The sequence below is a fragment of the Streptomyces sp. Wb2n-11 genome, from assembly GCF_001049855.1.
In the GTDB taxonomy this organism is placed as follows: domain Bacteria; phylum Actinomycetota; class Actinomycetes; order Streptomycetales; family Streptomycetaceae; genus Streptomyces; species Streptomyces altiplanensis.
Genome location: NZ_CVPB01000001.1, coordinates 5701400 through 5720421, shown reverse-complemented (window position 1 = coordinate 5720421; position 19022 = coordinate 5701400). Strand labels below are relative to the sequence as shown.

Annotated in this window: 17 protein-coding genes and 1 pseudogene; 4 read left to right on the top strand and 14 right to left on the bottom strand. The window is 69.5% G+C overall.

Annotation, left to right across the window (positions count from 1 at the left end):
• Positions 1–2 precede the first annotated feature (2 nt).
• From BN1555_RS26060 to BN1555_RS26040, 5 genes and pseudogenes are all read right to left on the bottom strand, one after another.
• Positions 3–959: a helix-turn-helix transcriptional regulator gene (locus BN1555_RS26060; RefSeq protein WP_093801652.1), complete on the bottom strand. Its 957-nt coding sequence runs from the start codon at positions 957–959 to the stop codon at positions 3–5.
• Between the two features lie 118 nt (positions 960–1077).
• Positions 1078–1449 carry an FKBP-type peptidyl-prolyl cis-trans isomerase gene (locus tag BN1555_RS26055; protein WP_093801651.1) on the bottom strand — a complete coding sequence of 124 codons (372 nt, stop codon included), beginning with the start codon at positions 1447–1449 and terminating at the stop codon, positions 1078–1080.
• Between the two features lie 44 nt (positions 1450–1493).
• A complete protein-coding gene (locus BN1555_RS26050) occupies positions 1494–2447 on the bottom strand; it encodes an FKBP-type peptidyl-prolyl cis-trans isomerase (RefSeq protein ID WP_093801650.1) in 954 nt (317 codons plus the stop codon).
• A gap of 117 nt (positions 2448–2564) precedes the next feature.
• Positions 2565–3926: a Pup--protein ligase gene (gene pafA / locus BN1555_RS26045; protein WP_093801649.1), complete on the bottom strand. Its 1362-nt coding sequence runs from the start codon at positions 3924–3926 to the stop codon at positions 2565–2567.
• Positions 3927–3935: 9 nt separating this feature from the next.
• Positions 3936–5206, bottom strand: a pseudogene (locus BN1555_RS26040) (MFS transporter).
• A gap of 121 nt (positions 5207–5327) precedes the next feature.
• On the opposite strand from BN1555_RS26040, the gene BN1555_RS26035 reads away from it, so the two are divergent.
• The gene (locus BN1555_RS26035; protein ID WP_255306163.1) at positions 5328–6371 is read left to right on the top strand and encodes a LacI family DNA-binding transcriptional regulator; all 1044 of its coding nucleotides are present in this window, start codon (positions 5328–5330) and stop codon (positions 6369–6371) included.
• A 70-nt stretch (positions 6372–6441) separates the two neighbouring features.
• Here BN1555_RS26035 and prcA read toward each other — a convergent pair whose 3' ends face one another.
• The 5 genes from prcA to arc form a co-directional block, all read right to left on the bottom strand.
• Positions 6442–7206 carry a proteasome subunit alpha gene (prcA, locus tag BN1555_RS26030; protein WP_093801647.1) on the bottom strand — a complete coding sequence of 255 codons (765 nt, stop codon included), beginning with the start codon at positions 7204–7206 and terminating at the stop codon, positions 6442–6444.
• 53 nt (positions 7207–7259) lie between these two features.
• On the bottom strand, positions 7260–8075 hold the full coding sequence (gene prcB, locus BN1555_RS26025) for a proteasome subunit beta (protein ID WP_255306456.1): 816 nt from the start codon (positions 8073–8075) through the stop codon (positions 7260–7262).
• 183 nt (positions 8076–8258) lie between these two features.
• Positions 8259–8477, bottom strand: coding sequence for a ubiquitin-like protein Pup (locus BN1555_RS26020; RefSeq protein WP_093801645.1), 219 nt, complete (start codon positions 8475–8477; stop codon positions 8259–8261).
• A gap of 125 nt (positions 8478–8602) precedes the next feature.
• Positions 8603–10114, bottom strand: coding sequence for a depupylase/deamidase Dop (gene dop / locus BN1555_RS26015; RefSeq protein ID WP_218058201.1), 1512 nt, complete (start codon positions 10112–10114; stop codon positions 8603–8605).
• A 260-nt stretch (positions 10115–10374) separates the two neighbouring features.
• Complete coding sequence (gene arc / locus BN1555_RS26010; RefSeq protein ID WP_093801643.1) at positions 10375–12141, bottom strand: proteasome ATPase; 1767 nt, start codon at positions 12139–12141, stop codon at positions 10375–10377.
• Between the two features lie 241 nt (positions 12142–12382).
• Between arc and BN1555_RS26000 the strand changes: the two genes are divergently transcribed.
• Entirely contained in the window at positions 12383–12703 is a 321-nt protein-coding gene (locus tag BN1555_RS26000; RefSeq protein ID WP_093801642.1) for a ferredoxin, read from the top strand.
• Positions 12704–12707: 4 nt separating this feature from the next.
• Here the strand turns inward: BN1555_RS26000 and BN1555_RS25995 are convergent, their stop codons facing one another.
• The 3 genes from BN1555_RS25995 to BN1555_RS25985 all read right to left on the bottom strand — a co-directional run bounded on the left by BN1555_RS25995 (position 12708) and on the right by BN1555_RS25985 (position 15638).
• A complete protein-coding gene (locus BN1555_RS25995) occupies positions 12708–13277 on the bottom strand; it encodes a hypothetical protein (protein ID WP_093801641.1) in 570 nt (189 codons plus the stop codon).
• Between the two features lie 160 nt (positions 13278–13437).
• A complete protein-coding gene (locus BN1555_RS25990) occupies positions 13438–14346 on the bottom strand; it encodes a tRNA (adenine-N1)-methyltransferase (RefSeq protein WP_093801640.1) in 909 nt (302 codons plus the stop codon).
• 68 nt (positions 14347–14414) lie between these two features.
• Positions 14415–15638: a site-2 protease family protein gene (locus tag BN1555_RS25985; protein ID WP_093801639.1), complete on the bottom strand. Its 1224-nt coding sequence runs from the start codon at positions 15636–15638 to the stop codon at positions 14415–14417.
• A 126-nt stretch (positions 15639–15764) separates the two neighbouring features.
• Here BN1555_RS25985 and BN1555_RS25980 point away from each other — a divergent pair, with 126 nt between their 5' ends.
• Positions 15765–16658 (top strand): RecB family exonuclease, encoded by an 894-nt coding sequence (locus BN1555_RS25980; RefSeq protein WP_255306161.1) that lies wholly within the window; start codon positions 15765–15767, stop codon positions 16656–16658.
• A 13-nt stretch (positions 16659–16671) separates the two neighbouring features.
• Positions 16672–17343 carry a response regulator gene (locus BN1555_RS25975; RefSeq protein ID WP_093801637.1) on the top strand — a complete coding sequence of 224 codons (672 nt, stop codon included), beginning with the start codon at positions 16672–16674 and terminating at the stop codon, positions 17341–17343.
• A gap of 61 nt (positions 17344–17404) precedes the next feature.
• Here the strand turns inward: BN1555_RS25975 and BN1555_RS25970 are convergent, their stop codons facing one another.
• Positions 17405–18994, bottom strand: a complete 1590-nt coding sequence (locus BN1555_RS25970; RefSeq protein ID WP_093801636.1) for an ABC transporter substrate-binding protein — start codon at positions 18992–18994, stop codon at positions 17405–17407.
• Positions 18995–19022: the final 28 nt, after the last annotated feature.

The window sequence follows — 19022 nt, the reverse complement described above, 5'->3', positions numbered from 1 at the left end:
CCTCAGTCCTTGGCCACGGCGCGCAGCCGGTCCACGACGTCCGCCCGCAGGTCAGCGGGCTCCAGTACGACGACCTCGGGGCCGAGCTCGACGAGCCCCGCGTCGAGCCCGTGGCCGTACGGAATCTCCAGCTCGTCCCAGCCGCCGCCCAGGTCCCGCACGGCCGTGGCCCTGGCCCGCAGCGGATAGCCGGAACCCGAGCGCAGCCTGATCCGGGCCGTGCGGGTGGCGGTCTCGCCCGCCCAGCTCTCGACGGTCTCGCGCACGGTCACGACGTCCGGCACCTCGGCGGTGAAGGACCCCGCGCGGGAGCGGACCTTGCCGGTGATCCGGGAGAGCCGGAAAACGCGCTCGGCACCGCGCTCGCGGTCCCACCCCGCGAGGTACCAGTGGCCGCGCCAGCACTCCAGCGTCCACGGTTCCACGTGCCGGGTCTCGGCGCGGGCGGCGTTCGCCTTGCGGTAGTCGAAGACGACGGGGCGCCGGTCACGGCAGGCCAGCATCAGCGGTTCGAAGGCCGTCTCGTGCACCGGAATCCGCGGTTCGAGGGCGCTGTGGTGGCCTTCGTACGGGTCCTCCGCCTCCGGCATGCCCGCTGCGCGCAGCTTCTGCAGCGCACCGCTGGCGGCGCCGGCGAGGCGGGCCTGCTGCCAGACCTTGGCCGCGAGGCCGAGGGCGGCGGCCTCCTCGGCGTCGAGGGTGATGGGAGGGAGCCGGTTGCTGTCGCGGCGGGCCAGGTAGCCGACGTCGCCGTCGAGGTTCTCGACGGTCTCGATGACCAGACCGAGTTCGCGCAGATCGTCCTTGTCGCGCTCGAACATCCGGTTGAAGGAATCGTCGGTGCCGGCCTCCAGGTAGGCCTCGATGGACCCCCGCAGTTCCCGCTTGCTGAGCGGGCGCCGGGTCCCCAGCAGGCACAACGCCAGATTCATCAACCGTTCGGCCTTGGCAATCGCCATCGGCACCCTCTCTCTTGCTCTACGACCCTCGACCGTACCGCTCCGGGGTGTCCCGACAAAAGCCGAGGGTCCATGCCGGACGGCATGGACCCTCGTACCTCGTACCGCTCGTGCCTGATCAGACCGCGACGAGGTCGCAGACGAAGATCAGCGTCTCACCCGGCTTGATGGCGCCGCCGGCGCCCTGGTCGCCGTACGCGAGGTGTGGGGGAATGATCAGCTCGCGGCGACCGCCGACCTTCATGCCCTGCACGCCCTGGTCCCAGCCGGCGATGACGCGGCCGGCACCGAGAGGGAACTGCAGCGGCGTGCCGCGGTTCCAGCTGGAGTCGAACTCCTCACCGGTGGAGAAGGACACGCCCACGTAGTGGACCTTGACGTTCTGGCCCGCCTGAGCCACCGCGCCGTCGCCCTCCCAGATGTCCCTGATCTGCAGGTCCTTCGGCGGCTCGCCACCCGGGAAGTCGACCTCGGGCTTTTCGATGCTCACGGAAAATGCTCCTCTGTACTACGAACTGGGCAACCTGGACAGTCTTACATCACCGCGAGAATGTCCACCTGGAAGACCAGCGTCGAGTTCGCGGGGATGGTGTCCTGCTTCTTGTCGCCGAAGGCCTGGTCCGGCGGGATGACGAGGAGCAGACGGCTGCCGGCCTTCTTGCCGACCAGGCCGTCCTTGAGGCCCTTCAGGGTGACCTGCGGGAGCGCGAACTGCTGGGTCTTGCCCTGGGCGTAGGTGCTGTCGAAGAGCTTGCCGTCCTTCCAGATCAGCCCCTGGTAGGCGACGGACACCGTGTCGGTGTCCTTGACCTTCGCGCCGTCGCTCTCCAGCACGTAGCTGGAGACCAGCTTCTTCGGCGGGTCGGACTTCTTCGGCACGGTGACCTTCGGCGCCTTGCCGTCGGTGTTGGTGCCGATCTTGGGCAGGTCGATGTTGTCCTGCGCGACCTCGCTGCCCTTGGCGGACGTGGGAATGGACTTGGCCTTCAGAATGTCCACGACGAAGACCAGGGTGGCGTTGGGCTTGATCGTGGGGGGCTGGCCCTGCGCGCCGTAACCGTCCTCCGGCGGGATGACGAGCTGGACGCGGCTGCCGACCTTCTGGCCCTCCAGGCCCTTGTCCCAGCCGGGGATGACCATGCCCGCGCCGAGGGTCAGCGGGAACGGCTGCTTGCGGTCGAAGCTGTTGTCGAAGGGCTTCGTGGAGTCCCACTGCTGGCCGAGGTAGTTCACCTCGATGGCGTCACCCTTCTTGAGGGTCGCAGCGTCGTCCTTGCCCTTGCTGAGGACCTCGGTCTTGAGTTCCTTGGGCGGGTCGCCCTCCCCCTTGGCGAGGGTCGGCTTCTCGCCGAACTTGGCGCCCGCGGTGATCGCCGGCACTCCGTTCTTCGACGAGGTGGAGTCGGAGCCCTTGTCGTCGTCGCTGCCGCACGCCGCTGTCGAGAGCAGCAGCAGGGGGACGACAAGTAGGCCGGCAAGTCGGCGCACGTGTTCCTCAGATCTCAGACGGCACAGTAGTGCCCGCCACTCTAAGGCGTGGCTGGGCCCCGCACGAGGAACGTGCGGGGCCCGGATTGCGTTCCCGCCGGGTTCGCGACGGCCGGATCACATGCCGGCGATGAGCTTCTCCACCCGGTCGTCCACCGACCGGAAGGGGTCCTTGCACAGCACGGTGCGCTGCGCCTGGTCGTTGAGCTTGAGGTGCACCCAGTCGACGGTGAAGTCCCGCCGCTGCTCCTGGGCCTTGCGGATGAAGTCGCCGCGCAGCCGTGCCCTGGTGGTCTGCGGAGGCACCGACTTGCCTTCGAAGATCTTCAAGTCGTTGCAGATGCGGGTGGCTTGCCCCTTCTTCTCCAGCAGGTAGTAGAGCCCGCGCCGGCGGTGGATGTCGTGGTACGCGAGATCTATCTGGGCGACCCTGGGATGAGACATGGTCATGTTGTGCTTGGCCCGGTAGCGCTCGATGAGCTTGTACTTCATGACCCAGTCGATCTCGGTGCCGATCCGGTCGAGGTCCTCCGCCTCGATCGCGTCGAGCGCGCGGCCCCACAGTTCGAGGACCTGCTCGACCGTGCCCGTACGGATGCCGCGGCGGTCCACGAAGTCCACGGCCTTCTCGTAGTACTCGCGCTGTACCTCTATGGCGGACGCCTCACGTCCGCTCGCCAGACGCACCTTGCGCTGCCCGGTGGTGTCGTGGCTGACCTCGCGGATGGCCCGGATCGGGTTCTCCAGGGTGAGGTCGCGCATCACCGTGCCCGCCTCGATCATGCGCAGGACGAGGTCGGTGGCACCGACCTTGAGCAGCATGGTCGTCTCGGACATGTTCGAGTCTCCGACGATGACGTGGAGCCTGCGGTAGCGCTCGGCGTCCGCGTGCGGCTCGTCGCGGGTGTTGATGATCGGCCGGGAGCGGGTCGTCGCGGAGCTGACGCCCTCCCAGATGTGCTCGGCACGCTGACTGACGCAGAAGACCGCGCCACGCGGGGTCTGCAGCACCTTGCCGGCTCCGCAGATCAGCTGCCGGGTGACGAGGAACGGGATGAGGATGTCCGCGAGCCTGGAGAACTCTCCATGGCGTGCCACCAGGTAATTCTCGTGGCAGCCGTAGGAGTTTCCCGCAGAGTCGGTGTTGTTCTTGAAGAGATAGACGTCGCCCGCGATTCCCTCCTCGTGCAGGCGGCGTTCGGCGTCGACGAGCAGACCTTCGAGAATGCGCTCGCCGGCCTTGTCGTGGGTGACGAGTTCGGTCACGTTGTCGCATTCAGGAGTTGCGTATTCCGGATGCGATCCCACGTCGAGGTAGAGGCGGGCGCCGTTCCGCAGGAAGACATTGCTGCTGCGGCCCCATGACACAACACGGCGGAAGAGGTAGCGCGCCACTTCGTCAGGAGACAGTCGGCGCTGTCCCCTGAACGTGCACGTGACGCCGTACTCGTTCTCCAGCCCGAAAATGCGGCGGTCCATGACTGAACATTACGCCTGATGGCCTGTCCTGAAACCGGGTTCGGCCGCACCGATTCGATCATTTTCGGAAGGCATTACGACGGAGTCCGTGGGAAGAGGCCCGGCAGGGGTAATCGTGAGAACCCGCCGGGTGGCCAGCAGGACCAGCAGCGCGGCGACTCCGCCGGCCGCCGCGACGGCGAAGCTCGCGGCGGTGCCGCCGTGCTCGACGGCCGGTCCCGCGGCGCCGGTTCCGACCGCCGCCCCTACGCCGAAGGTGGTGACCAGCCAGGAGAAAGCCTCGGTGACGGTACCGCGGGGGGCGTGCCGGTCGACGACGATGAAGGCACAGGCGAGCGCGGGTGCGAGGAAGACCCCGGAGACCGCGGCCAGTAAGACCATCAGGGGAATGCCGGGGGTGAGCATCAGCGGCAGGTAGCCGGCCGCCAGCAGCGCGACGAGGAACCGCAGCCGCCGCTCGGGGGCTCCGGCCCACTGCCGGGCGCCGTACACCATGCCGCCCGCGAGCGCGCCGAGGCCGAGCGCCGCCATCAGCCAGCCGTACACCGCCTCCCGGCCGTGGTCGTCGGCGTACGCGACACCCGCGACGGTGATCGAGCCGAGGGCGAGACCGACGAAGAAGAACGAACCGAGGAGGGCCAGCAGGCCCGGCGAGCGCAGGGCGCCCAGCCAGTGGGCCTCGCGGGGCGCCGAACGCCAGGCACGCGAGGGCTCGGAGAGTACGACCGAGAGCGCGCCCAGCACGCCCACCGCGTTGATGACGAGGAGTGCGGCCGCCGGCGACCGGAGCGCCACGAGCAGCGTGACGAGCAGGGGACCGACGGTGAACATGATCTCCTGCGCCACCGCGTCCATGGCGTACGCCCGGTGCACCCGGTCCTCACGGCCGAGCACGTTCGGCCACAGGGCCCGCAGGCCCCTTCGAGGGGCGGGGTGAGGAGCCCGGCGAACGCCACGGCGGCGTACGCGAGCGGCAGCGGGTCGATGCCGGCGAAGGTGAGCAGGACCATGCCGAGGGCCGACAGGACGGCGGCGGGGAGCTGCACGCGCGGCTGCCCGTGGAGGTCCACGGCGCGGCCGAGCAGCGGCTGCCCGACGGCGTTGCCGAGCCCGTACACCGCGGCGAGACCGCCGGCCAGCGAGTAGCTGCCGCCCTCGGCGCGGGTGAAGAGCACGATCGCGATGGGCGCGGTGGCGTTGGGGAGCCGGCCCACCAGGGTGCCCGCCAGCAGGCGCGCGGCGTGCCGCGTCCTGAGGAGTTCCGCGTATCCCGCGGCCATGTCTGCCCCTCTCCGCTCCGGCACACACCGAAGTTTTACGTATAACGTCCTGTGTCATACGTACCATGAGCCAGGCCGCGGGTCCACCTCGCGGCGGAAAGCCGTTGCTGCGGAGGCACGAGTGACCAGCCCGGACGACACCCACGACGCCGACCGCCCGGCGGCGCCCGCCACGACGCCGACCAGCAGGGACGTCGCCCGCGCCGCCGGGGTCTCGCAGGCCACCGTGTCGCTCGTGCTGGGCGACAAATGGCGCGGGCGGGTCTCGGAGCGCACCGCGGGCCTGGTGCGCGAGGCGGCCCGGGAGCTCGGGTACCGGCCCAACCTCGCCGCCCGGAACCTGCGGCTCGGCAGGACCAGGACCGCCCTGCTCGTCGTGCCCGCGCTCACCAACGAGTTCTTCGCCCGGGTCTACGCGGGCGCCGCCCGCACGGCCGCCGAGCACGACTTCGGCGTCGTCCTCTACCCCTCCCCCGACGGGACGGGGCCCGCCCGCGACCCCTTCGCCTCGGCCCGGGCCGCGCTGGACGGCGTCATCGCGTCCTCCATGGCGGCCGGCGCCCTGGGGGCGATCCGGGGCGCGGGGCTGCCGCTCGTGATGCTCGACAGCGATCCGGCGGACCCCGGCGCCGCCGCGCACGTCAACCTCGACATCGCCGACGGGATGCGCCAGGTGACAGAGCATCTGCTCGTCCTCGGCCACCGCCGGTTCGTCCACCTCGCGTCGGCCGTGGACTCCTGGACCTTCGACGTGCGCGGCGGAGCGCTCCGCGACGCGCTGCGCCGGGCCCCCGACGCCGTCGTACGCACGGTGCCGGCACCCCTGGACGTGCACGGCGCCCGGCGCGCCGCCGAGCTGGCGCTCACCGGCCCCGGGCCCCGGCCGACGGCGCTCGTCTGCGACGACGACATCCTCGCGGCGGGCGCCTGCAAGGCGCTGCGGCGGCTGGGACTGCGAGTGCCCGAGGACGTCTCGGTCACCGGTTTCGACGATCTGGCCCTCGCGACCGCCGTGGAGCCCGAGCTCACCACCGTGCGGCTGCCCGCCGAGCAGGTCGGGGAGCGGGGCATGGCGGCGCTGCTGGCCGTCCTGGACGGCCGCAGGCCCGAGGGCGGCGACCTCCCGGTGGAACTGATGGTCCGCGGCTCCACCGCACGCGCCTGACAGGTCTCCGGCACGCCTGTGCCCCGGGCCGCCGGGCGGTCCGGGGCACAGGCCGGGACGTCCGGAGCGGTTACTCCCCCGCGCCCTCGGCGTCCTCGGTGTCCGAAGGGGTGTCGGTGGGCGCGGCCGCGTCGCCGTCCGCCTCCAGCAGGCGGGCCAGCTGACGGCCGACGATGCGCTTGAACTTCCGCTCCTGCGGTCGCGTACGGTCCAGGACCGCGACCTCGAGCCGTTCGGCGGGGATCTCCCGCTCGCTTCCGTTGGTGTCCCGCGAGAGCGCCTGCACGGCGAGTTTGAGCGCCTCCGCCAGCGTCATCCCGTCCCGGTGGCGCTGGTCGAGGAAGCTGCTGATCTGCTCCGCGTTGCCGCCGACCGCGACCGAGCCGTGCTCGTCCACGATCGACCCGTCGTGCGGCAGCCGGTAGATCTGGTCGCCCTCGGGCCGGGCGCCCACCTCGGCGACGACCAGCTCCACCTCGTACGGCTTCTCCCCGTTGCTGGAGAAGATCGTGCCCAGCGTCTGCGCGTAGACGTTGGCGAGGCCACGGGCCGTCACATCTTCACGGTCGTAGGTGTATCCGCGCAGATCGGCGTACCGGACGCCGCCGATTCTGAGGTTCTCGTACTCGTTGTACTTGCCGGCGGCCGCGAAGCCGATCCGGTCGTAGATCTCGCTGAACTTGTGCAGCGCGCGGGACGGGTTCTCGCCGACGAATACGATGCCGTCGGCGTACTGCAGCACGACAAGGCTGCGACCGCGGGCGATGCCCTTCCGGGCGTATTCCGCCCGGTCGGCCATGGCCTGCTGGGGTGAGACATAGAACGGCGTCGACACCGGTTATCCGTCCCTTTCTGTCAGTGGCACGTGGGTTCGGAAGACAGGGGCCGTCAGAGGAGCGCGGCCCGGGGACCGTCGGGCTGTTCCATCCGCCGCTCGAGGATCGAGCGGGCGAGCTCGGAGGACTCCGCCTCGTTGAGCCGCCGGAACCCCTCTTCGGTGATCACGGTGACGATCGGGTAGATACGGCGGGCCATGTCCGGGCCGCCGGTCGCCGAGTCGTCGTCGGCTGCGTCGTACAGCGCCTGGACGACCAGGGTGGTCGTCTGCTGTTCCGTCAGGTCGTCGCGGTAGAGCTTCTTCATCGACCCGCGGGCGAAGATGGACCCGGAGCCCGTGGCCGCGAAGCCGTGCTCCTCGGAGCGGCCGCCCGTCACGTCGTACGAGAAGATGCGGCCCTTGTCGCGGTCGACGTCCCAGCCCGCGAAGAGCGGGACGACGGCCAGCCCCTGCATCGCCATGCCCAGGTTGCTGCGGATCATGGTGGAGAGCCGGTTCGCCTTGCCCTCCAGGGAGAGCTGGGCGCCCTCGACCTTCTCGAAGTGCTCGAGCTCCAGCTGGAAGAGCTTGACCATCTCCACGGCCAGACCGGCGGTGCCGGCGATGCCCACCGCCGAGTACTCGTCGGCCGGGAAGACCTTCTCGATGTCGCGCTGCGCGATCATGTTGCCCATGGTGGCCCGCCGGTCACCGGCGAGCACCACACCGCCGGGGAACGCGGCAGCGACGATCGTCGTGCCGTGCGGCGCCTCCACGACACCCTGTGTGGGCGGCAGGACACGCCTTCCCGGCAGCATCTCGGGGGCGTGGTCGCCCAGGAAGTCCATGAACGACGACGAGCCCGGCGTCAGGAAGGCTGCCGGCAGACGCCCGGTGCTACGAGGGTTGGCTTCCACGCGTTTCCTTCCGGATAGGCGGCGGCCCGCCCCTGGGGGCCGGGCCGATCTTTCGAACTGTGCACGGACCATACCCGTGCGGTCGCCGGTCACCCGCCCCGGTGTGCCGGATCTGGATCACGGCGCCGGGGCGGACGACGAGGGCAATGGGCGCTACTCCCCGCCCTTTTGAACGAAGGAGCGCACGAAGTCCTCCGCGTTCTCCTCGAGCACGTCGTCGATTTCGTCGAGTACGGAGTCGACGTCGTCGGACAGTTTCTCCTGCCGCTCCTTGAGGTCCTCGGATCCCTGCGCTTCCTGCGCCGTCTCCTCGGTCCCCTCGGTGGAACGCGTGGCCTTCTGCTGTCCGCCGTCGGTGTCCTTGGTCGCCATCTCTGCCTCACCCCGCTCGCTCGGTTCGATGTCCTTGATCAGACCCTACAAGCGGGGTCTGACATCCGCGCCGTACTTTCACAACGCGTGGGGATCACCTCGATGATTCCCACCCGCCGCCCCTTTCAGCCCCCGGAGAGCACCCGGACCAGCTCCTCCGCCGTGCGGCAGCGGTCCAGGAGCTCCTTGACATGGTTGCGTGTACCGCGCAACGGTTCCAGTGTGGGGACCCGCTGGAGCGAGTCCCGGCCCGGCAGGTCGAAGATGACCGAGTCCCAGGAGGCCGCCGCGACGTCGTCCGCGTACTGCTCCAGGCAGCGGCCGCGGAAGTACGCGCGCGTGTCCTCAGGAGGCTGCGTGCGGGCCTGCTGCACCGCGGCCTCGTCCAGGAGCCGCTTCATCTTGCCGCGGGTCGCCAGACGGTTGTACAGGCCCTTCTCGGGGCGTACGTCGGCGTACTGGAGGTCGACCAGGTGGAGCCTGGGAGCGTCCCAGTCCAGGCCGTCACGCTTGCGGTAACCCTCCAGGAGTTCCCGCTTGGCGATCCAGTCCAGCTCGCCCGACAGGCTCATCGGGTCGTTCTCCAGCCGGTTCAGCACGTCCTCCCAGCGTCCCAGGACGTCCTTGGTCTGCTCGTCCGCGTCGGCGCCGAACCGCTCCTCGACGTACTTGCGCGCCAGCTCGAAGTACTCCATCTGAAGCTGGACAGCGGTCAGTGTCCGGCCGCTGCGCAGTGTGATCAGCTGCTGGAGCGCCGGGTCGTGCGAGACCTGGTGCAGGGTGCGCACCGGCTGGTCGACGGCCAGGTCCACGTTGATGAAGCCGTCCTCGATCATCGACAGCACCAGGGCCGTCGTACCCAGCTTCAGGTACGTCGAGATCTCGGAAAGGTTCGCGTCGCCGATGATCACGTGCAGCCTGCGGTATTTCTCGGCGTCGGAGTGCGGCTCGTCGCGGGTGTTGATGATGGGGCGCTTGAGGGTCGTCTCCAGGCCGACCTCGACCTCGAAGTAGTCGGCACGCTGACTGATCTGGAAGCCGTGCTCGTGGCCGTCCTGGCCGATGCCGACGCGGCCGGCGCCGGTGACGACCTGCCGGGACACGAAGAACGGCGTCAGGTGGCGCACGATGTCCGAGAAGGGGGTTTCCCGCTTCATCAGGTAGTTCTCGTGCGTGCCGTACGACGCGCCCTTGTTGTCGGTGTTGTTCTTGTAGAGGTGGATCGGCTGGGCGCCCGGCAGCTGGGCCGCGCGCAGCGCCGCCTCCGCCATGATCCGCTCGCCGGCCTTGTCCCAGAGCACCGCGTCCAGCGGATTGGTGATCTCCGGCGAGCTGTACTCGGGGTGCGCGTGGTCCACGTACAGCCGCGCGCCGTTGGTGAGGATGACATTGGCCAGGCCGATGTCCTCGTCGGTGAGCTGGCTGTTGTCGGCTGCTTCCCTCGCGAGGTCGAAGCCTCGCGCGTCCCGCAGTGGGTTCTCCTCCTCGAAATCCCAGCGGGCCCGCCGCGCCCGGTGCATCGCCGCCGCGTAGGCGTTGACGATCTGGGACGAGGTGAGCATGGCATTGGCGTTGGGATGGCCGGGGACGGAGATGCCGTACTCCGTCTCGATGCCCATTACTCGCCGTACGGTCATGCGGCCCTCCTTGCCCGGCGTCGCCCCCGGACGGGGGCGGCACTCAAGTACCGCTGGTTCTCCGGTGCGTGCGCGGTGCCCGATCCCGCACTGCGCGACTCGGCGGTACCGAAGAGCCTAGAACGCCTCTGCGCTGGTGGGGAGATCAATTCCGTCATTGCTCTGGTGTCGTCGAAGTGACGGCCGTCGCGGCGGCGACCGCGGTGGAGAAAACAACCGGCTGCGGATACCCGTACGGGCACCCGCAGCCAGTCCGCTGTCTACAGGTACTGACCGGTGTTCGCCACCGTGTCGATGGAGCGTCCGGTGTCCGCGCCCTGCTTTCCGGTGACGAGCGTGCGGATGAATACAATCCGCTCGCCCTTCTTCCCGGAGATACGGGCCCAGTCGTCCGGGTTCGTAGTGTTCGGCAGGTCCTCGTTCTCCTTGAACTCGTCCACGCAAGCCTGGAGGAGGTGGGAGACCCGAAGACCTTTCTGGTTGTGGTCGAGGAATGCCTTGATGGCCATCTTCTTGGCCCGGTCGACAATGTTCTGGATCATCGCGCCGGAGTTGAAGTCCTTGAAGTACAGGACTTCCTTGTCGCCGTTCGCGTACGTGACCTCGAGGAATCGGTTCTCCTCGGACTCGGCGTACATCTGCTCGACGACCGACTGGATCATGCCGTGCACCGCGGCTTCTTTGGAGCCGGTGTGCTCGGCCAGGTCGTCCGCGTGCAGCGGCAGCGTGGACCGAAGGTACTTCGCGAAGATGTCCTTCGCCGCTTCGGCGTCCGGACGCTCGATCTTGATCTTGACGTCGAGCCGGCCTGGCCGCAGGATCGCGGGGTCGATCATGTCTTCACGGTTGGAGGCGCCGATGACGATGACGTTCTCCAGGCCCTCCACGCCGTCGATCTCGGCGAGCAGCTGCGGAACGATGGTGTTCTCCACGTCCGAGCTGACACCCGAGCCACGGGTGCGGAAGAGCGATTCCATCTCGTCGAAGAAGACGATGACGGGGGTGCCCTCGCTCGCCTTCTCCCGGGCACGCTGGAAGACGAGGCGGATGTGCCGCTCGGTCTCACCGACGTACTTGTTGAGGAGCTCGGGGCCCTTGATGTTGAGGAAGTAACTCTTCCCCGCGGGCTGGCCGGTCACCTCGGCCACCTTCTTGGCGAGGGAATTGGCGACGGCTTTCGCGATCAGCGTCTTGCCGCAGCCGGGCGGACCGTAGAGCAGGATGCCCTTCGGCGGCCGCAGTTCGTGCTCCTTGAAGAGGTCGGGGTAGAGGTACGGAAGCTCGACCGCGTCGCGGATCAGCTCGATCTGGTTGCCCAGACCGCCGATCTTGTCGTAGTCGACGTCCGGGACCTCTTCGAGGACGAGCTCCTCGACCTCGCTCTTGGGAATGACCTCGTAGACGTAGCCGGACCTGGGTTCCAGCAGCAAGGCGTCGCCGGGGCGGATGGTCACGTCCATCAGCGGCTCGGCGAGCCGCACCACCCGCTCCTCGTCGGTGTGCCCGAGCACCAGGGCGCGCTCGCCGTCCTCGAGGATCTCCTTGAGGGTGACGATTTCCCCGGCGCGCTCGAATTCCATGGCCTCGACCACGTTGAGCGCTTCGTTGAGCATGACTTCCTGGCCGCGCCTGAGCTCTTCGAGCTCCACGCTGGGGCTGACGTTCACCCGTAGCTTGCGGCCACCGGTGAAGATGTCGGCCGTGCCGTCCTCGTTCGCCATGAGGAAGACACCGAAGCCGGCCGGCGGCTGCGCGAGCCGGTCGACTTCCTCCTTGAGGGCCACGATCTGGTCGCGGGCCTCACGGAGCGTATTGGCGAGCCGCTCGTTCTGCGCGGACACGCCTGCCAAGTTGGTCTGCAGCTCGACGATCCGCTCTTCGAGAATCCTCGTATGACGCGGAGAGTCGGCGAGCTTGCGGCGCAGGACGGCGATTTCCTGCTCGAGATAGGCAACCTGGCCGGCGGGGTCCTCAGACCCTCGCCCCGGCCGGATGCCGCGGTTGATGTCGTCGTCGTGGGCTGCCACGGTCCTCACCTCCTCCAAGGGGAGCTGGACGCTTCCTGACCCTACCTGGGCGGGTGCGGGTTGAAACCCCTAGATCACAAAGACTGCGGGGTGTGTCCGATCTTCACCCTTGCGTACTCCCTCACACCAGGGGAATACCCACCCATCAACATCGGAAAGCGGGCGGTTGTATCGTCGAAGCGTTCAACACCCGTCAGGGCTGGCTTCAATTGCTACAACCGCGCAGGAAACGGCAGGAGATATGACCGTGCAGGAGAAGGCTCCCACCGCCGACGGTGCGCAGACGGGCGACCCGCTCGAGGTGTGGATCGACCAGGACCTCTGCACCGGCGACGGCATCTGCGTGCAGTACGCCCCCGAGGTCTTCGAGCTCGACATCGACGGCCTGGCGTACGTGAAGAGCTCCGACGACGAACTGCTGCAGAGCCCGGGGGCCACAACGCCCGTACCGCTGCCGCTTCTCCGGGACGTCGTCGACTCCGCGAAGGAGTGCCCGGGCGACTGCATTCACGTACGTCGGGTTTCGGACAGGGTCGAGGTCTACGGCCCTGACGCGGAGTGACGGATCACATACCGCGCGCGTCCGGCAGGGCGGTCCGGGCGAATTTTCCGCCCCGCCACTGCCACTTGACCTTCTCCGTCACGTCCGGGCAGCAGCGGGCCACGTCCGGCGACGAGTAGCCGAGCAGGGTCGCCGAGACGGCGCCGGCCCGTACGGCGAAATCGCTGACGCCCATCCCGTCCGCCGGGTCCACCAGGGTCGCCACGACGCGTGAAGGGCCGGTGAGCACGAAGACGCCACTGGGCGGGGTGCCGATTCCCGACGCGCAGCGTACGACCGCCACGGTCTCGGGCCGGCCGTCGCCGTCGAGGTCGCCGGAGCCCTTCTCGACCACGGCGGGCTTCCCGCCGCGGCACTCCAGCGGGTACACCGCGCTCGACGCGTCGGGCGCGGCGGTGGTCCTGGCGGCGGGCGCGGCAGGTCCGGTACCGGGGGCGGACTGCGTGGCGGTAGCGGCTTCCGGCTGGAACAGGGCGGCCCCGGCCACGACCGCGGCCATGGCGGCGGCGGTGGCGAGCCAGTGCACCGGGCGGGGGCGGGTGTGCGCGAGGTCCAGGGCGGCGGAGGTCTGCACGCGGGGTGTCTCCTGGGGCTGTGCCGGTGGGGTGGCGAGCATCGTGCCACACGTCACAGCCCGGCGGAACGCCGGGGTCCGTGCCGGGAACGGAAAAGCGCCGCCGTCGAGTTCCCCGGTCGGTCGGGGAACTCGACGGCGGCGCCTGCTCGTTGCCGGGTCAGCCTCGGGAGGCGGACCCGCTCTCGCTTCCGGGACCCGTGTAGTCCTCGCCGTACGCGCCCTTGGCGGGGCGGCGGCGGCGCAGCGGGGGCTCCACGCCGTCCGCGAGGCGGCGGGCGGTGAGCAGGAAGCCGGTGTGGCCGATCATCCGGTGGTCGGGGCGGACGGCCAGGCCCTCGACGTGCCAGTTGCGGATCATCGACTCCCATGCGGTCGGCTCCGCGAAGCAGCCGATCTCGCGGATGGACTCGACGGTGCGCGCGAGCTGCGTGGTGGTGGCCACGTAGCAGCAGAGGATGCCGCCGGGGACGAGCGCCTTGCGGACGACGTCCAGGCACTCCCACGGGGCGAGCATGTCGAGGATCACGCGGTCGACGTCGGTGTCGTTCAGGTTGTCCTGAAGGTCGCCGACGGTGAGCTGCCAGGCGGGGTGCGGGCCGCCGAAGTAGCGCTCCACGTTCTGCGTGGCGATCTCGGCGAAGTCCTCGCGGCGCTCGTAGGAGTGCAGCATGCCCTGGTCGCCGATGGCGCGCAGCAGGAAGCTGCTCAGCGAGCCGGAGCCGACCCCCGCCTCGACGACGCGGGCGCCGGCGAAGATGTCGGCGAAGGCCAGGATCTGCCCCGCGTCCTTGGGGTAGACCACGGCGGCACCGCGGGGCATGGACAGGACATAGTCGGGGAGCAGGGGGCGCAGCGCGAGGTAGGCGACGTTTCCCGTGGTACGGACAACACTGCCCTCGGGAGCACCGATCAGCTCGTCGTGGGGGAAGGAACCCTTGTGGGTGTGGAAATTCTTCCCGGCCTCGAGCGTGAACGTGTAGTGGCGTCCCTTGGGGTCGGTGAGCTGGACCTGGTCCCCGACCTGGAAGGGGCCGCGACGGCGGGCGGCACCGGTCGGTTCGGACATGTGACCAGCCTACCGGTCTTTTCGGGGCCGACTTCGCCGCGGTACGGCGACGGAGGGACCGAAGCCGTCTACTGCGGGCGGGCCATGGCCGACACGAAGGCGCGCTCCACGTCGGCGGTGGACAGGACGCCGTAGATCTCGCCCGTCTCCTCGAGCACCAGGTACTCCGTGGCCGGGGCGGCCCGCAGGTGCTCCAGCAGGGCCTCGCCCGCCAGCTCGGCCGCGATCTTCATGTCCTCGGTGAGGTCCTGCGCGAGGCCGCTCACCGCCACCCAGGGCCTGCGGTGTTCCGGTACGGCGACGATGGCCGCCTCGCGGACGACGCCGGTGGGTTCCCCCTGCCCGTCGACGACGACCAGGGCGCGGGCGCCCGCCGCGTTGGCGCGCCGCAGGGCCTCGGAGAGCGGGGTCTCCGGCTCGACGGGGACGGCGCGCCGGGTGAGCGTACGGGCGTGCAGTCCGGGGAGGTGCTCGCGCAGCCGGGCCATGCGGAGGCTGTTGCCGGCGCCGGTCCAGATGATCGCGGCGAGGATGGCGGCGAGCAGGGCGTCGGTGACGGTCTCCATGCCGCCGATGTCCTCGGTGGAGTTGCCGAGGGCGCCGGTGTGGGTGAGCAGCGGGAGGCCGATGAGGACGGCGACGGCGAGCGCCCTGCCGACCCAGGCCGCGGCGATCGTGCCGCTCATCGGCTTGCCGGTGATCTTCCAGACGACGGCGCGGAGCATCCGGCCGCCGTCCAGCGGCAGGCCGGGCAGGAGGTTGAAGGCGGCCACGATGAGGTTGGAGATCATCAGGCCGGCCAGCAGGACGCCGGGCACGGTGCCGGGCTCCACGGCCCGCATGCCCGCGTAGAAGACGCCGCTCAGTACGAGCGAGAGCAGCGGGCCGACGAAGGCGAGGACGAACTCGCGCCCCGGGGTCTCCGACTCCTTCTCGATCTCGGACACGCCGCCGAAGAACTGGAGCTGGATGCGGCGCACCGGCAGCTTGAAGCGCAGCGCCGCCACGGTGTGGGCCAGTTCGTGGACCAGTACGGAGGCGTAGAAGGCGACGGCGAAGAAGAGCGAGACCAGGTAGCGGATGTTGCCCAGCTCCGGGAGTACGCGGTCGAGCTGGCCGCCGAAGACCCAGGTGATGAGCGCCGCGACGAGGAACCAGCTGGGGGCGACGTAGACCGGCACACCGAACGGGCGGCCCATGAGGAGGCCGCCGCCCGGCTCGCGCGGGCGCTGCGGCTTGTCGCCGTGCCCGTCGCTCCCGCCGCGCTTGTCGCGCTCGCCGCTCTCGTTCACAGGGGCCCTTCGTTCGCAGGCTTCACTCGCCGCTGCACCGGGCGGTCCGCCGGCCGGGCAGCGCGAGAGGGTCTGCCGTCGATGGTATGCGGACAGCTGTCAGTGGCGGGTCGTAGGGTCTTGGACATGACTACGAGTTCCGGTCGGGACGACACTGCCCAGCGCCCCACGTCGCTGTCCCCCTCACGGGCGAGCGACTTCATGCAGTGTCCGCTGCTCTACCGGTTCCGGGTGATCGACAAGCTGCCCGAGAAGCCGAGCGAGGCGGCGACCCGGGGCACGCTGGTCCACGCGGTGCTGGAGCGCCTCTTCGACGATCCGGCGACGGAGCGCACGGCGGGGCGGGCCAGGGCGATGGTGCCCGGCCAGTGGGAGCGACTCCTGGAGTCGAAGCCCCAGCTCATGGAGTTGTTCGCCGAGGACCCGGAGGGCGAGCGGCTGTCGCGCTGGCTGGCGGAGGCCGAGAAGCTGGTCGAGCGGTGGTTCACGCTGGAGGACCCCACCCGTCTCGAGCCCGCCGAGCGGGAGCTCTTCGTCGAGACGGAGCTGGAGTCGGGCCTGCGGCTGCGCGGCATCATCGACCGGGTGGACGTGACTCCGTCCGGCGACGTGCGGATCGTGGACTACAAGACGGGCAAGGCGCCGCGGCCGGAGTACGCCGAGGGCGCGCTGTTCCAGATGAAGTTCTACGCCCTGGTGATCTGGCGGTGGAAGGGCGTCGTTCCGCGCCGGCTGCAGCTGGTGTACCTCGGCAGCGGTGACGTGCTGACGTACGACCCGGTCGTGGCGGACCTGGAGCGGGTGGAGCGCAAACTGCTCGCGCTGTGGGACGCGATCAAGGAAGCCACCGAGACGGGTGACTGGCGGCCGCGCCCGACCAAGCTCTGCGGATGGTGCGACCACCGTGCGGTCTGTCCGGAATTCGGCGGCACTCCCCCGGCGTACCCGCTGCCCGTCGCCCTCACGGTGCGCCCGACCGATCCGCCCCGGGAGGACCAGGGCAGAATGGGCCCGGTCTAGCGAAGGAGACTCCGTGGCTATCCGCGTCCTACTGGTCGACGACCAGCCGCTGCTGCGCACCGGCTTCCGGATGATTCTGGAGGCCGAGCAGGATCTCGCGGTCGTCGGTGAGGCCGGAGACGGTCTGCAGGCGATCGACCAGGTCCGGGCGATGCAGCCCGACGTGGTCCTGATGGACATCCGGATGCCGCGGATGGACGGCGTGGAGGCGACCCGCCAGATCACCGGTCCCGGCAAGGACGGTCCGGCGAAGGTGCTCGTGCTGACCACGTTCGACCTCGACGAGTACGTCGTGGAGGCGCTGCGCGCCGGGGCCAGCGGCTTCCTGCTGAAGGACGCGCCCGCCACCGAACTCGTGCAGGCGATCCGGGTGGTCGCGGCGGGCGAGGCGATGCTGGCGCCGAGCATCACGCGCCGGCTGCTCGACAAGTACGCGGACCACCTGCCGTCCGGCGAGGAGCAGGTTCCGGACACGCTGCACACGCTGACCGAGCGCGAGGTCGAGGTGCTGAAGCTGGTGGCCCGGGGGCTTTCCAACGCGGAGATCGCCGCCGACCTCTTCGTGAGCGAGACGACGGTGAAGACGCATGTGGGGCATGTGCTGACGAAGCTCGGGCTGCGCGACCGCGTGCAGGCCGCGGTGTACGCGTACGAGAGCGGCCTGGTCAGGCCCGGCGCCCAGTAGCGACGCCGGACCCGGCCCGGCGGGGGTCCGGTCGTCGCCGGCCGGACCCCGCCCTCAGCCCTCAGCCCTTGCTGATCTCCCAGAAACGGAAGACGGTCGACGCGTCCAGGGTCCACTCCAGGCCCGAGATGTCGTCGTGGGCGACGGCGTACTGCTTGCCCTGCCACAGCGGAATGACCGGCAGCTCGTCGGCGACGATGTCCTGGAGCTTGCCGAAGTCCTTGTCGACCTTGGTGCGGTCGGCCGAGGCGGCGGTGTCCGGGATGATCCGGCCGGTGATCTGGCTGTTCTCGTAGTTGTTGCCGAGGACGTTGTCCTTGCCGAAGAACGGCTGGGTGAAGTTGTCCGGGTCCGGGTAGTCGGGGACCCAGCCCTTCACGTACACACCGTACTTGCCGGCCGCGATGTCCTTCTCGTACTGCTCGATCTCGACGGACTCGACCTTGGCCTCGAAGAGGCCGCTCTTGTTGAGCTGCTTGGCTATCGCCTCGAACTCCTGGACCGTGGCGGGTCCGTAGCGGCTGGGCGTGGCCCAGAGGGTCAGCTTCACCTTGCCGGTGATGCCCGCGTCGCGCAGGGCCGCCTCGGCCTTGCCGGGCTGCGGGCTGCCCCCGTAGGTGTCGAAGAACGCCGTGTTGTGGGCGCCGATACCGGCCGGGACGATCGAGTACAGCGGGGTCGCGGTGGACTGGTAGATGTCCCGCACCAGGGCGTCGCGGTCGATGAGGTACGCCATGGCCTTGCGGACGCCGGGCTTGCCGGCGACCGGGTCCTTCATGTTGAAGACCAGGTGCTGGACCTCGGCGCTGGAGCCCTCGACGACCTCGACACCGTCGGTGCCGCCGTCCGTCGCGTTCTCCAGCTCGGTGATGTCGCCGATCGTGAGGCCGCGGTAGGCGATGTCCACGTCGCGTGCCTTGAGGGACTCGGCCAGCGCCTTCTGGTCGCCGTGGAAGAACTTCACGGTGACGCCGGAGTTCTTCACCTCGGCGGTGCCCTTGTACTCGCCGTTGACGGAGAAGACCGCTTCGCCCTGGTCGAAGGATTCCAGCTTGTACGGCCCCGAGCCGACCGCCTGCTGGTCGGTGCGGAGCTTGTCGGAGGCGTACTCGCGGTGGTCGACGATGGAGCCGGCGCCCGAGGCGATCTTGCTCGGGAAGGTGGCGTCCGGGACCTTGAGGCGGAAGACGACGCTCCGGTCGTCCGGCGTCTCGATCGTGTCGATGGAGGAGAGCATGACCGCCGCCGGGCCGGCCTTGTCGTTGATCTTCAGCGAGCGCTCGAAGGAGTACTTGACGTCCTTGGAGGTCAGGCTGTTGCCATTGCTGAACTTCAGGCCGTCGCGCAGCGTGCAGCGGAAGACCTTGCTGGCGCCGTCGTCGAAGCCGCACTCCTCCGCGGCCTCGGGCTCCGGCACCGAGCTGCCCTTCGGGAAGGCCAGCAGCGACTGGAAGACGTTGTTGAACAGCAGCCAGGAGCCCGGGTCGTAGCCCGACGCCGGATCGGTGGCCAGCACCTCGTCCGACATGCCCACGACCACCGCGTCACCCGTGCCCCCCGAGCCGCCCTCCTCGGTGCCACAACCGCTGAGCAGACCCGCCGCGAGTCCCGCCGCGAGCGGGGCCGTCAGCCACTGGTTACGCCTTTTCACGGATCCTTGCCTCACAGATTCGATGAAT

Bases quoted from the DNA above. Each gene is read 5' to 3' on its own strand.
- BN1555_RS25990 (WP_093801640.1), bottom strand. From the start codon at position 14,346: ATGTCCGAACCGACCGGTGCCGCCCGCCGTCGCGGCCCCTTCCAGGTC.
- BN1555_RS26060 (WP_093801652.1), bottom strand. From the start codon at position 959: ATGGCGATTGCCAAGGCCGAACGGTTGATGAATCTGGCGTTGTGCCTG.
- BN1555_RS26000 (WP_093801642.1), top strand. From the start codon at position 12,383: ATGACCGTGCAGGAGAAGGCTCCCACCGCCGACGGTGCGCAGACGGGC.
- dop (WP_218058201.1), bottom strand. From the start codon at position 10,114: ATGACCGTACGGCGAGTAATGGGCATCGAGACGGAGTACGGCATCTCC.
- pafA (WP_093801649.1), bottom strand. From the start codon at position 3,926: ATGGACCGCCGCATTTTCGGGCTGGAGAACGAGTACGGCGTCACGTGC.
- BN1555_RS26020 (WP_093801645.1), bottom strand. From the start codon at position 8,477: ATGGCGACCAAGGACACCGACGGCGGACAGCAGAAGGCCACGCGTTCC.
- BN1555_RS25980 (WP_255306161.1), top strand. From the start codon at position 15,765: ATGACTACGAGTTCCGGTCGGGACGACACTGCCCAGCGCCCCACGTCG.